Origin of the sequence: Photorhabdus sp. RW14-46, from assembly GCF_963887965.1 — a bacterium.
In the GTDB taxonomy this organism is placed as follows: Bacteria; Pseudomonadota; Gammaproteobacteria; order Enterobacterales; family Enterobacteriaceae; genus Photorhabdus; species Photorhabdus laumondii.
The window spans coordinates 18,250-31,648 of the sequence record NZ_CAWPHH010000011.1 but is presented as its reverse complement, the minus strand read 5'-3'; the positions used below and the strand labels follow the sequence as shown (position 1 = coordinate 31,648).

At 43.5% G+C, this 13,399-nt stretch carries 12 protein-coding genes and 1 pseudogene; 6 read left to right on the top strand and 7 right to left on the bottom strand.

Translation table 11 applies throughout. The features are described 5' to 3' along the window. Positions 1 to 136: 136 nt before the first annotated feature. Positions 137 to 421 carry a helix-turn-helix domain-containing protein gene (locus AACQ38_RS11425; RefSeq protein WP_165578160.1) on the bottom strand — a complete coding sequence of 95 codons (285 nt, stop codon included), beginning with the start codon at positions 419 to 421 and terminating at the stop codon, positions 137 to 139. Continuing rightward, a pseudogene (locus tag AACQ38_RS11420) lies at positions 411 to 664 on the bottom strand (hypothetical protein); the annotation flags it as partial. The gene AACQ38_RS11425 and the pseudogene AACQ38_RS11420, both read right to left, overlap by 11 nt. Positions 665 to 830: 166 nt before the next feature. On the opposite strand from AACQ38_RS11420, the gene AACQ38_RS11415 reads away from it, so the two are divergent. Further along, entirely contained in the window at positions 831 to 1,094 is a 264-nt protein-coding gene (locus AACQ38_RS11415; RefSeq protein WP_165578159.1) for an antitoxin, read from the top strand. 41 nt (positions 1,095 to 1,135) lie between these two features. Here the strand turns inward: AACQ38_RS11415 and hemL are convergent, their stop codons facing one another. Together hemL and AACQ38_RS11405 are read right to left on the bottom strand one after the other, a co-directional pair. Beyond that, positions 1,136 to 2,419: a glutamate-1-semialdehyde 2,1-aminomutase gene (gene hemL / locus AACQ38_RS11410; protein WP_165578158.1), complete on the bottom strand. Its 1,284-nt coding sequence runs from the start codon at positions 2,417 to 2,419 to the stop codon at positions 1,136 to 1,138. Positions 2,420 to 2,469: 50 nt separating this feature from the next. Next, the gene (locus AACQ38_RS11405; RefSeq protein ID WP_058588998.1) at positions 2,470 to 3,255 is read right to left on the bottom strand and encodes a DUF1460 domain-containing protein; all 786 of its coding nucleotides are present in this window, start codon (positions 3,253 to 3,255) and stop codon (positions 2,470 to 2,472) included. Positions 3,256 to 3,563: 308 nt separating this feature from the next. Between AACQ38_RS11405 and erpA the strand changes: the two genes are divergently transcribed. Then, on the top strand, positions 3,564 to 3,908 hold the full coding sequence (gene erpA, locus AACQ38_RS11400; protein ID WP_041380619.1) for an iron-sulfur cluster insertion protein ErpA: 345 nt from the start codon (positions 3,564 to 3,566) through the stop codon (positions 3,906 to 3,908). A gap of 88 nt (positions 3,909 to 3,996) precedes the next feature. Here erpA and btuF read toward each other — a convergent pair whose 3' ends face one another. Continuing rightward, positions 3,997 to 4,824: a vitamin B12 ABC transporter substrate-binding protein BtuF gene (btuF, locus tag AACQ38_RS11395; protein WP_058588997.1), complete on the bottom strand. Its 828-nt coding sequence runs from the start codon at positions 4,822 to 4,824 to the stop codon at positions 3,997 to 3,999. Positions 4,825 to 4,890: 66 nt separating this feature from the next. Here btuF and AACQ38_RS11390 point away from each other — a divergent pair, with 66 nt between their 5' ends. Then, positions 4,891 to 5,067 carry a hypothetical protein gene (locus tag AACQ38_RS11390; RefSeq protein WP_162265302.1) on the top strand — a complete coding sequence of 59 codons (177 nt, stop codon included), beginning with the start codon at positions 4,891 to 4,893 and terminating at the stop codon, positions 5,065 to 5,067. Here AACQ38_RS11390 and mtnN read toward each other — a convergent pair. Further along, entirely contained in the window at positions 5,030 to 5,731 is a 702-nt protein-coding gene (mtnN, locus tag AACQ38_RS11385) for a 5'-methylthioadenosine/S-adenosylhomocysteine nucleosidase (protein WP_165578157.1), read from the bottom strand. The two genes, AACQ38_RS11390 and mtnN, sit on opposite strands and share 38 nt — an antisense overlap. 127 nt (positions 5,732 to 5,858) lie before the next feature. On the opposite strand from mtnN, the gene dgt reads away from it, so the two are divergent. Continuing rightward, positions 5,859 to 7,385, top strand: a complete 1,527-nt coding sequence (dgt, locus tag AACQ38_RS11380) for a dGTPase (RefSeq protein ID WP_165578156.1) — start codon at positions 5,859 to 5,861, stop codon at positions 7,383 to 7,385. A gap of 14 nt (positions 7,386 to 7,399) precedes the next feature. Here the strand turns inward: dgt and AACQ38_RS11375 are convergent, their stop codons facing one another. Then, positions 7,400 to 9,727 (bottom strand): ATP-binding protein, encoded by a 2,328-nt coding sequence (locus AACQ38_RS11375; protein ID WP_165578155.1) that lies wholly within the window; start codon positions 9,725 to 9,727, stop codon positions 7,400 to 7,402. A 53-nt stretch (positions 9,728 to 9,780) separates the two neighbouring features. Here AACQ38_RS11375 and rlmD point away from each other — a divergent pair, with 53 nt between their 5' ends. Then, positions 9,781 to 11,097, top strand: coding sequence for a 23S rRNA (uracil(1939)-C(5))-methyltransferase RlmD (gene rlmD, locus AACQ38_RS11370; protein ID WP_165578154.1), 1,317 nt, complete (start codon positions 9,781 to 9,783; stop codon positions 11,095 to 11,097). A gap of 41 nt (positions 11,098 to 11,138) precedes the next feature. Then, complete coding sequence (relA, locus tag AACQ38_RS11365; protein WP_011145275.1) at positions 11,139 to 13,370, top strand: GTP diphosphokinase; 2,232 nt, start codon at positions 11,139 to 11,141, stop codon at positions 13,368 to 13,370. Positions 13,371 to 13,399 lie beyond the last annotated feature (29 nt).

The following is a 13,399-nucleotide window of genomic DNA, read 5'->3' as shown; positions in this document are numbered from 1 at the left end:
TTCTGAGATATAAAGAGATTGGCCTCAGGGATGAGGCTAATCGTGACATCTGAATACGAATATGCCGCTGTATATATATACCCGTCATTCTTTACCATGAAGTTTGATTAAGATATCAGGTATTGGGATTAACGTATTATGCGATAGTAATTTTGAGATTTACTCCACAGGCTGCTGCATAGCGTTCAAGTGTTGCAATACTTGCTTTCATTGGGTTTTTTTCAACCTTAGCTACTGCCGGTGGAGTAACTCCTAGTCGTTCGGCTAACTGCGAACTATTAATACCTGCTTTCTGTTTCATGTTTTGAATGAGCTCGTAGAGTTCTTCTTCCTGTTTAGCAGCTTCATAAGCGGCCTGAGCTTTGGGGGATGAGAGGGCTTGCGCCTTCACTTCTGAAAATGGAATACCCTTAACTTTCATCTGTCATTTCCTCTAATCTTTGTAATGCCAGTTTGATTTCTGTCGGTGGAGTCTTCGGGGTTTTCTTTATATACCCTATGGATTTCAAGATGCATCGCGGCGGCAAACTATGTGACCGGGGTGAGTGAGTGCAGCCAACAAAGAAGCAACTTGAAAGATGACGGGTATAAATGTGCGAAGTATATAAATTCTTCTTCCCTTAGCATAAGCAAAAATTGTTCTGGTGATGTCTTTGTTGCCTACTACGGCGCTGAGCCTATGATTCAAGTTACGATATTTCAGTAGCAATCGTAGCGGTGAGTGTGACATCAAATTGATTTATCAGTTTATGATTATCAAATCTCTTTTGATTTATGTATCAAGATCTGTGATAGGCTTTGGGATATTCCAATCAATATCAGGAGGTTGTATGAGCCATAAAGCTAAATTGTTTATGGATGGGAAGCGTCAAGCGGTATGTTTGCCAGCAGCTTATCGGTTTGACTCTGATGAAGTTTTTATTCGAAAAGATCCTAAGACAGGAGATGTAATACTGTCCTGTAAGCCACACGATTGGGCTGGATTTTTTGCGGCATTGAAGGGAACAACTATTATTCCCGACGATTTTCTGAGTAAAGATGAGCGGTGTCAGCAAGAACAATCTTGTGATCCATTCGAAGGATGGCAAGAATGAGCGCCGTAAAAATACGGCGCTATTATTTGAAAACAAAGAAATTATTTCAGCTTGGCAAAGCAGCGAGCGGCTGCATTGACAGTACGCTGAATATCTTCATCAGTATGAGCAATAGACATAAAACCCGCTTCAAATGCAGAAGGCGCTAAATAAACTCCTTCATCAAGCATCAGGTGGAAGAAATGTTTAAAACGCTCAATATCGCAATTCATCACATCCTGATAGCAAGTGACGGTTTCTGCATCAGTAAAGAAAATGCCAAACATACCGCCGACATGGTTAACCACCAGAGGAATACCGGCCACTTTTGCTGATTTCGTCAGGCCAGCAGCCAGATTATCTGTTAGCTCAGTCAAACGCTGATGTACACCGGGTTGAGACACTTCTTTCAGACAAGCAAGACCGGCAGCCATTGCAATCGGATTGCCGGATAGGGTTCCCGCTTGATAGACAGGGCCAGTTGGTGCTAATTTCTCCATCACTTCATAACGTCCACCGAAAGCGCCAACGGGCATACCGCCGCCAATGATTTTGCCAAGGCAAGTTATATCGGGTTCGACATCGTAATAAGATTGTGCACCGGATAGAGCGACGCGGAAACCGGTCATCACTTCATCAATAATCAACAGAGCACCGAACTCATCACACAGCGCACGCAGACCGGGGAGGAATTCTGGTTGTGGCGGTACGCAGTTCATATTACCCGCAACCGGTTCGACGATAATACAGGCGATCTCTTGTGGATATTGTTCAAACGCTTCTCGAACTGAACTCAAATCGTTATAGGTACAGGTTAGCGTATGTTTGACGAAATCAACCGGAACCCCCGGAGAGTTGGGTTGGCCGATGGTCAATGCGCCAGAACCGGCTTTCACCAGCAGGCAATCAGCGTGGCCGTGATAGCAACCTTCGAATTTGATGATCTTATCGCGATGGGTATAACCACGGGCCAGACGGATAGCACTCATGGTCGCCTCTGTACCTGAGTTAACCATGCGTACCATATCCATCGATGGCACTAGTTCAGTCACCAATTGCGCCATTTTCACTTCAGCGGCGGTGGGCGCGCCAAAACTCAATCCTTGCTCCGCGGCTTTGATAACAGCATTACGGATAGCGCTGTGGTTATGTCCCAACACCATGGGTCCCCAGGAACCGACATAATCGATATAGGCTTTACCATCAACATCATAGAGATAAGCGCCATCAGCATGTTTGATAAACAGCGGAGTACCGCCAACACCATTAAATGCACGTACCGGAGAGTTGACGCCGCCGGGAATAAGTTGTTTTGCCTGAGAATAGAGGATGTCGGATTGGCTCATGAAAGGCTCCTGAATCTATTTTTAAGAGGGTTTGTCGTTTGCCCCTCGGATTATAATGCTCTTAGAACGATAATTCCGGGTTTATTCTTTACGTAATCAAGAAATGGTGAATCGACAACTTTTTTATTCGCAGCAAGTGAAGATGCATTCCTTAGCATTGGGCCGTGATCTGTCATAATAAAAATCCCGGTATGTGTGACATCCAATCCGGCAAGATGGGTATATATTCCTATATAATCGCCTGTTTTTAGGTTCTTAATAACCGCATCATTGATCTTATCACCGGGAATATATTTGATATCTCTTTTGGTAACACCTAGTCCGGGGATGTATTCGCTACCATCAGCCTTTTTATTCAGGCTTTTTGTGATTGCAATGTAAGAAGAACTTATTTCATCCGTTACATCTTTGGCATTTAATTTTTCTCTGGTTGACCAGTCTGTAAAGAAATGTTTTCTTTGCAAAAAGCGAATCTTTCCGTCGATATATCTTGTCTGGATGAGATTTTTTACAAAATCACTTTGGTCGTTGGATTTCCTTAGCGATTCGACATAATCAAGGAAAGTAAAGCAGTCTAGTCCGTTGAAGTCGATAACTAATTTTTCAGGTTCAGTAGGGGAGCCAATAAGTTTGTTTGCGGCATAAGGTGTGCCCAGGAATTGATAAGAGACGTCTTTTATTATTTCACCGGGATTCTCTTTGTTTCCCGGTTTTACCTGGTTTTCTATAATTTCATTAATTTTTTTCGAGGTATAGCTGTCAATATCGGCTTGTTTGCTATGAGCGGTACAACCTGTCAAGGTGACAGCAAGCATCAGTGGCAACATTTTTCGCATAGGAACTCCATAATGGTTACTTTGAAAAACATTCAATAAAGTAACTAATCATGATGATAAATCAATATTTTTTCTTTCTTAATTGTTAATTGATTAATGGAGGGTTTAACTACAAGACCCACGTTTGTCACTCAAGGTAGCCGCGATGGTAAACAAATGCGCGATAACTTTTTGGCGGTTCGTGTGTTATTGAAATGACAAAACTTGAACGAACTAATCAGGTATTGGATAATTCGAGTTATTAATGATCGGCAAATTTTTGTTCTCTTCTGAATATTTTTGCCGAGTTCCAGTCTGGAGTAAAAATGATGAGCGATGATATCGTATTACCTTTGCAGTTTACGGATGCCGCGGCTAACAAAGTGAAAATCTTGGTTTCGGATGAAGAAAACCCAAACTTGCGTTTACGGGTTTATATCACCGGTGGCGGATGCAGTGGCTTTCAGTATGGTTTTACCTTTGATGATCAAATAAATGAAGGTGATATGACCATTGAGAAACAGGGTGTGGAGTTGGTTGTTGATCCGATGAGCCTACAATATTTAGTTGGCGGTTGTGTTGATTATACCGAAGGTCTGGAAGGTTCACGTTTTATCGTCACCAACCCTAATGCGAAGACAACCTGTGGTTGTGGTTCTTCTTTCAGTATCTGATTTCAGGCGATTTCCCGCGATAGGTCTGTGAATATCATATGACCTGTTTGCGGGATATTTTTGTCATCCTTTAAATGTTTCTGATTGATCAGGAACCATTATCGTTCAATTGCTGGCATAGCTGTTCGGCTGCCAGAATGATGCGCGGTCCCGCGCGGTGAAACCAATCTTCATGTAATGTAATGACTTTGGCACGCAATTGTGGATGCCAGAAATTTTCAATTAATTTGACCTGTTCTTGCCCACCACTGATAACAATTATTTCAGGTTTCCTGATGAGTACTTGTTCACGACTGACTTGAGGCCAGGGAACAGGGCTGTTGGCAAAAATATTTCTGCCGCCACAGATTGAAAGCACTTCACTTTGCAGTGTCTGTCCTGAAGTAGTGAACAGAGGATAAGTACCGAATTGTAAAAAGGCCGGTTTGGGGGTTGTAGTGGCATATTGTTGTTGCAAATTGGCAAATCGTTGGCGAAGTTCAGTCGCGGATTTTTTTGCTTGTTCTGGATGAGGACTATATTCAGCGAGTCGTTCTAAATCCTGCGCTATCTGTTCGATGGTTGTGGGGTCGGAATAAAAGATTTTAATGCCGAAAGCAGCAAGTTGTTCCAGTGGACGTTGGGGATTACCACCACGCCATGCCAGAATCAGCTCAGGTTTAAGGGTAATAATGCGTTCCAGATTGATGCCTTGCCAGTTAGCGACTTGCTCAAGTTTACGGGCTTGAGGGGGATAATCAGAGTAGGCGCTGGCGGCAATCAGATTGTCACCTAGCCCGGCGGCATAGGCTAATTCTGTCGTTGACGGAGATAAACTGATTACCCGTAAGGGAGCAGCATACAGAGAATGGCTGAAACTGCTGAGAAACAGTAAAAGCGATAATCCAATTGAACCCGTGCTTTTTATCCATTTCATAGATGTACGCTCTTTAAAACATGAAATATATCGCCCGTAAACACGCCCGAAAATATTAATTAGGGCGTGTCGGTAATATATACCCTATGGATTTCAAGATGCATCGCGGCGGCAAGGGAGCGAATCCCCGGGAGCATAGATAACTATGTGACCGGGGTGAGAGAGTGCAGCCAACAAAGAGGCAACTTGAAGGATAACGGGTATATTATTTATCTTTACTCAGCGTTGCCAGCATGGCGTTGACCATTAATGTAGATTGGCGAGCTGCCACGGCAAGAAATTCATCAAAACTGATATGAGATTCTTTATCTGCCACATCAGAGATAGCACGTACCACCACAAATGGCGTGTTATATTGATGGCAGACATGCCCTATTGCTGCGGCTTCCATTTCTACCGCCGTCACTTGTGGGAAAGTGGCTCGGATACGTGCTAGTGGTTCTGCGCCGTTAATAAATGCATCACCACTGCAAATTAGCCCACGTACTGCATTCAGATTCAGTGAATGAATACATTTTTCTGCCAGATCAATTAGCTGGTCATCCGCCACAAAAGCCGCAGGGCATTGCGCCATTTGACCGGGTTCATAACCGAAAGCGGTAACATCAGCGTCGTGATAGCGAACTTCACGGGATACCACGATATCACCGATTTGTAATTTCGGATCAAGGCCACCGGCAGATCCGGTATTAATAATCACATCAGGCTGACAATGTTCAAGCAGTAAAGTTGTACCAATTGCAGCAGAAACTTTACCAATACCAGATTTTAACAGTGCGATCTCCACGCCGTTGAGTTTACCGGTATAGATTTCGCAGCCACCTCGTGACAGTGTTTGGCGATCTTCAATTTGATTGCGCAGTAACGTCACTTCTTGTTCCATAGCACCTATCACGCCTACTTTCATGATGTCATACTCGCTGTTGATTAATTAATCATATAAAATCATTCCATGTTTGAGTTTAACATCTAATACGGAACAATCAGATAATCTGTGGTGTAAAACAGTGCTATCTCACAAGTTGGAGGGATAAATGTCCGGGATAGACTTTAGTCAGAAGCTTAACTATCAGCGTAAATACCGTCAGTATCATGTTGATCCTAATGATGAAGAGCAGGTTATTCGCCAATTTGAAAGCGATCGTGGGCGGATTATGAATTCAGCGGCTATTCGTCGTTTACAGCAAAAAACACAGGTTTTTCCGCTGGAAAATAATGCCGCTGTCCGCAGTCGCTTGACACATTCATTAGAAGTGCAACAGGTTGGGCGCTATATTTCGAAAACGATTATTAATGAATTGAAAACGCGTCATTTGCTGGCCGATTACGGGTTGGATAAACGGCTATTATCATTTGAAAGTTTGATTGAAATGGCTTGTTTAATGCACGATATTGGTAATCCACCATTTGGTCATTTTGGTGAAGCGGCAATTAAAGATTGGTTTGCCAAAAAGCTCGATCTTAATTTTTCCCTGGAAAATATTAAGCGGGAAGATCGATGTGAAATCTCCGCATTGCGTTTATGTGGTGATGTGAAAAAAGATCGCTTTCGTCGCCAGTTGCGTAAAGATTTATGTCAGTTTGAAGGGAATGCTCAGGCTATCCGTATGGTGCATAGCTTATTAAAACTCAATCTGACTTATGCCCAGCTTGGTTGTATTCTAAAATATACTTGCCCTGCTTTTCGTCTTGAAGAAATACCAAATCAATTTAATTATTTGATGAAAAAGCCAGGTTTTTATTGGTCGGAGGAGCATTTTGTTCGCGAATTACGTCGTGAGCTTAAAATGGGTGAGTTCTGTCGCTTCCCACTGACTTATATTATGGAAGCAGCAGATGATATCTCTTATTGCATTGCCGATTTGGATGATGCTGTTGAAAAAGCGATTTTCAGCGTCGATACACTGATGGGATATTTGGAACAGGAGTGGCAAGAAAATGGCGGTCATCGGGCCGGGGATCTATTCGACTTAACGGTCAGGAAGGCGTACAAGGGAACTCACGGTAACGAATTACGTCGAAGCCAGCAGGATCAATTTTTTATGTATCTGCGGGTTTATATTACCGGCAAACTTGTTCCTTATACTGCTCGTCGTTTTATTGATCATTTGCCGGCTGTTTTTGAGGGCTCATTTAATCAAGCGCTACTTGAAGATAAGAGCGAGGAGCATCGGTTACTTAAGACATTGAAAAACATTGCTTGTAAGAGAGTGTTTAATCATCCAGAGATTGAAAAATTAGAGTTACAGGGGTACAGAATCATCAATGGACTATTGGATTTTTACTACCCATTATTGAAAATGCCCCGTCAGGATTTTGTGGAACTGAATCAGAACAATTTCCACAAAGATTATTTTATGGAAACCCGGCTGCTACACAAACTTTCCACCAAGCATCGTCTGGCTTATGGTGAAGCAGTAGAGAAAATTGTTGCCACTGATCAAGCTGAAAAAGACTTGCTCGAATTCTATTATCGCGCTCGTCTTATTCAGGATTACATCAGTGGCATGACAGATAATTATGTTTATGAGGAGTATCGCAAATTTATTGTGTGCACTTAATGTTCTAGAATGTTCTAGCCGCGACTCAATATCTTTTGGGCGGCGGTAAGGACATGATCAATTTCATCTGTCAGTTCCAACAATTCAGGTTCTATATCGGTTAATTGGACACCTTGTTGTAATTGTTGTTCAATTAATTGGCAGAGGGCTTTAAGTTGTGGCACGCCGCTATAACAGCAGCTACCGTGTAGTTTATGGATCTGCTGCTGGTAATTTTCCACCGTTTCCCCTGACAAAACTTTTTCTGTGATTGTTTTAATGGTTGGCAGTAAATCTACCAACATTTGCAGCATATCTATAGCCAACGGTTCTTTTCCGGTGGCCTGTTGTAGTGCTAATGGCCAGTTAATATGTTGTGATTTTGGTGTTTTAACGTAGCGATCTAACACGACTCTCAGACGATGTTCATCGAGAGGTTTGGTCAGGAAATCCTCAAATGGAGAGTATGTATCGCTCTTTGGTCGGCAGGTATAAGCGGTAACTGCAATGATCGGTGTACTGTAGTGTTGCGGTAGCTGGTGGATGTGGTTGGAAGTACAGATGCCATCCATACCTGGCATATGAATATCCATCAGAATAAGATCAAAATGGTGAGAGGCTGCTGACTGTAAAGCTTCTTCTCCACTGTTACATAGCACGGTTTTTTCCACGATTTCGTCTAGTAATGAACCTATTAGTTTGAGGTTAGCTGGATTATCGTCAACGGCCATGACTGTCATCGGTAAACGTGGGGGATGGATAAGCGTCTTTTGTGGTACAACTGAGCCGGTTAGAATGAAATCGTCTTTTCCTAGCCATAAATCAAAACGGAAAACAGAACCTTTTTTCGGCTCACTGGTAAAGCTGATATTTCCGCCCATTTCTTGGATTAGTTTCCGTGTAATGACCAGACCGAGGCCGGTACCGCCATAATGGCGGGAAATACTGGCATTTGCTTGATGAAAAGCCTGAAATAGATGAGGTTGCTGTTCAGGACTGATACCAATACCTGTATCGCTGACCGTAATCTCTAAATTGATTTTATGGTGTTTCTGTTGTAGCAGATTGATCTTTATCTCCACAGAACCTTGGTCGGTGAATTTAATCGCGTTACCGATAATATTGGTGAATATTTGCTGTAGGCGTGTAGGGTCGCCTACGACCAGATTCGGTATTTGGGGATCAACATGGTGAGTTAGCTGAATATTCTTACTTTTGGCGCTGAGTGTCAGTAATACCATGACCTCATCAATCGTATCTTGTAGAAGGAATGGAACGTTTTCCAATACCAATTTATCCGCTTCAAGCCGCGAAAAATCCAATATATCATTGATAATGTTCAGTAGATGATTAGCAGAGCGCTCGATAATATACAGATATTCAGTTTGCTGTATTGTTAAAGGTGTTTTCAGTGTTTGGCGGGTAAAGCCAATGACGCCATTAAGTGGTGTGCGTAATTCATGAGACATATTTGCCAGAAATTCCGTTTTTATTCTGGCCGCATCCTGCGCACGTTTTTTCGCTATTGCCAGTTCAACGTTCTGAATTTCGAATTGTTCCATTGTTTCCCGCAGATCTGACGTTGCTTGATCAATATCATTTTGCATCTCTTCTTTATAGCTGGAGAGCGATTTTGCCATTGCATTAATGCCATTTTTCAGCATATCTAATTCACCAAAATATTTCCCACTGACACGGCTGTTTAATTGCCCTTGGCGAATTCTATCGACAGTACTGACGATATCGCTGATAGGTTTTGTGATTTTACGAACCAAATGGTAGGCGAACAGCGATGCCCAGCCAAGGCAAATGAGTAAGAGTAATATAAAAATAACGATCTCTTTATATTGCTGTAAGTGAGCTGACCGTAAATCAAGATCAATGGCAATATAGCCAATCGGACGTAAAGATGGGGTGTCAGAATGCGGCTGATTTTGGGACAGATGGTGTTCTGAAATAATGGGCATACGTAAAATAATACTGTTTTTAACCTCCGTTTTTGTCAGGGTGGTTGGCAGAGGCATATCTGGCGAGATCTGTAGTTGCGCTGAATTGTATTTATAGTTTGAGATATCAAATAGCTGATTATCATCGTTAAAAATGGCAATCGCCCGAACTATCTCAGAATTTCTGCGATGAAGCCGGGTGATCAATGAATTGACGCTTTCACGGTTATGCAGGTTGATGCCAATTTCACTGGCGATCGACAGGGGTTCAATAATACTGATCCCGGATCGAACAATTTGGTTCTCCAGTTCACGATAGTGATAACAGAGAAATGAGATACTGAAAAACATGCCAACCAGTAAAATTGGCACTAGGATCAGGCTCATCATGCGGATGCGTAAGCTATATTTGGTCATAATCGTCCATTATGGGAAAATAAGAACTTAATAATTCATAGTCCGTAAGAATCATGGTGCAATTTTATTCCCCCAATCGTCGAACGGTAAATCGACATATCATCACAGTTACCGCTGATAATCTGGATGCCCAGGGGCAGGGCGTAGCTCGCCATCAGGGTAAAACTATTTTTGTCGCCGGGTTATTGCCCGGTGAACAGGCACAGGTACAACTAACGGAAGAGAAGCGACAGTTTGCAAAAGCAAAGTTGGTTAAGCGTTTATCTGACAGTCCATATCGTGTGAATCCCCGTTGTCCTCATTTTGGAGTATGTGGCGGTTGTCAGCAACAACATGTTGCACCAGATTTACAACGTGAAAGTAAAGCCAGCGTTCTCGAACACCTGATTAGGCGAGAAACTGGTGTAACGGTTTCTGCCAAACCGGTGATTCTTGGCCCTGAATATGGTTATCGGCGCCGGGCAAGGCTTGGTTTACATTATCAAATAAAACAGCGCCAACTGGTGATAGGATTTCGTCAAAATCAATCCAATGAATTAGTTGCTATAAAAGAGTGCCCGGTTTTGCGACCTGAATTGGAACAGTTATTACAGCCATTATCTCAGTGTCTGAATAGTTTGAAAGCGGTTAAACGGTTGGGGCATGTGGAGTTGGTGCTAGCAGATAATGGCCCATTGATGATATTGCGCCATCTTGATCCCTTGAAGCGGGAAGATAAAGAGAAACTAGGCACATTTTCCGTGCAACATAATGTCGCTGTCTATCTGGCGGCGGATGAAACTTCACTTGAATCACTGAATGAACCGCCGGAACCTTGGTATCAGGTAGATGGACTGAAACTGGTTTTCAGTCCAAGAGATTTTATTCAGGTTAACGATCAGGTGAATCAACAAATGGTTGCTCAGGCGATAGAGTGGCTCGATTTGCAACCGAATGATAACGTGCTTGATCTATTCTGTGGAATGGGGAATTTTACCTTACCTATTGGTCGCATAGTGCAATCTGTAGTCGGAGTCGAAGGGGTTGCCACGTTGGTGGCTAATGGGCAATATAATGCCAAAATAAATAATTTGGATAACATATCTTTCTGCCATGAAAACCTGGAAGCTGACATACATCATCAACCTTGGGCTAAACTGGGGTTTAACAAGGTTTTATTAGATCCGGCGCGTGCTGGGGCGGTAGGAGTCATGTCACACATTGTTGAGCTGGTGCCAGAGAAAGTAGTCTACGTCTCTTGTAATCCAACAACATTGGCGCGGGACAGTAAGATTCTGCTTGAGGCTGGCTATCAAATTATCAGTGTGCGGATGCTGGATATGTTTCCGCATACAGGTCATCTGGAGTCAATGGCGCTATTTAGTCGTTAGATCGTGGTTGGGTAGAAGTTATGAAGTAGTCGGGAGAGATTATGGTTGCGGTAAGAAGTGCTCATTTAACCCCTGCGGGAGAGTTTGCAGTAAACAGGTGGATCGCGAGTTTAAATATAGCCAATCTTCAATTGGGTGAGAAATTAGCCGAAACCTGGCGTTATTGTCACGAAAAAGCGCAAAATCATCCTGATTCAGAACTTCTGTTATGGCGTGGTGTAGAGATGGTTGAGATCCTCTCCACGTTAAGTATGGATAGCGACAGTATGCGTGCGGCGTTACTGTTCCCGTTAATGGATGCCAAATTACTCGGTGATGAAACCGTTACCGAGGCGTTTGGCAGCGCGATTACCAATCTGGTGAAAGGTGTTATGGAAATGGATGCCATTCGCCAGTTAAAAGCCACTCATCACGATTCAATCTGCTCTGTACAGGTTGATAATGTTCGCCGGATGCTACTGGCAATGGTGGAAGATTTTCGTTGTGTCATTATCAAATTGGCAGAGCGGATTGCCCATTTGCGGGAAGTTAAAGAGGCGACTGAAGATGAGCGTGTACTGGCTGCGAAAGAGTGTTCCAACATTTATGCGCCGCTCGCTAACCGATTAGGTATTGGTCAACTTAAATGGGAACTTGAGGATTACTGCTTCCGTTATCTCCATCCTGATGAATATAAAAAAATTGCGAAATTACTGCATGAACGCCGAATTGATCGTGAGCAGTACATTGATTACTTTGTCAATACATTACGCAAACATATGCTCAAGGAGGGCGTCACTACTGAAATATACGGGCGTCCTAAACATATCTACAGCATTTGGCGCAAAATGCAGAAAAAATCACTGGCATTTGATGAACTGTTTGATGTTCGGGCTGTGCGGATTGTGGTTGAACGTTTGCAAGATTGTTATGCGGCTTTGGGGATAGTACATACTCACTATCGTCATTTGCCCGATGAATTCGATGATTATGTTGCTAACCCGAAGCCGAATGGCTATCAATCCATTCATACTGTGGTACTTGGGCCGGGTGGTAAGACATTGGAAATCCAGATCCGTACTCGTCAGATGCATGAAGATGCAGAATTGGGAATAGCTGCCCACTGGAAATATAAAGAGGGGGCTGCGGCGGGTAGTCGTGTCGGATATGAAGGGCGCATTGCATGGCTACGTAAACTGATCGCATGGCAGGAAGAGATGGCTGATTCTGGTGAGATGCTGGATGAAGTTCGCAGTCAGGTGTTTGATGATCGGGTATATGTATTTACACCGAAAGGCGATGTTGTTGATCTCCCTACCGGTTCCACGCCGCTGGATTTTGCTTACCATATTCACAGTGATGTGGGGCATCGTTGTATTGGGGCGAAAATCAGTGGTCGCATTGTGCCATTCAGCTATCAATTGCAAATGGGCGATCAGATTGAAATCATCACACAGAAACACCCGAACCCAAGTCGTGATTGGTTAAATCCAAACTTGGGATATGTCACCACAAGCCGCGGTCGGGCGAAAATCCACAACTGGTTCCGCAAACAGGATCGGGATAAAAACATTATCGCCGGTCGTCAGATGCTGGATAACGAACTGGAGCACTTGGATATCAGCCTAAAAGAGGCGGAAAAGCTGCTGATTGCCCGTTATAACGTCCATACACTTGATGAAGTACTGGCGGGAATTGGGGTTGGGGATATCCGTATTAACCAGTTGGTCAATTTCTTACAAAGCAAACTTAAGAAAACCACCGCAGAGGATGCAGATCGGGAAGCGCTTCGCAATTTAGAGAGTAAATCACATCCACAGCGTAGTTCTGCTAAAGATGATGGGCGGATTGTGGTAGAAGGTGTGGGTAATTTGATGCATCACATTGCCCGTTGCTGCCAGCCCATTCCCGGCGATGAGATTGTCGGCTTTATCACTCGTGGCCGAGGGATCTCTATCCACTGGGTTGATTGTGAACAACTGGCCGAGTTGCAGGCAAATGCGCCGGAAAGGGTGGTGGATGCGGTTTGGGGAGAGAGCTATTCCAGTGGTTACTCACTGATTGTGCGTGTTGTTGCGAATGATCGCAGTGGATTATTGCGTGATATCACCACGATTCTGGCGAATGAGAAGGTGAACGTGCTTGGGGTGAGTAGCCGCAGCGATGTAAAACAGCAGATTGCTACCATCGATATGAATATTGAGATTTATAACCTGCAAGTACTGGGGCGGATTTTGGCGAAAATCAATCAGTTACCGGATGTTATTGAAGCTAAACGTCTTCATGGCAACTGACCGCGGGAAAATTTGGATACTGTGACCGG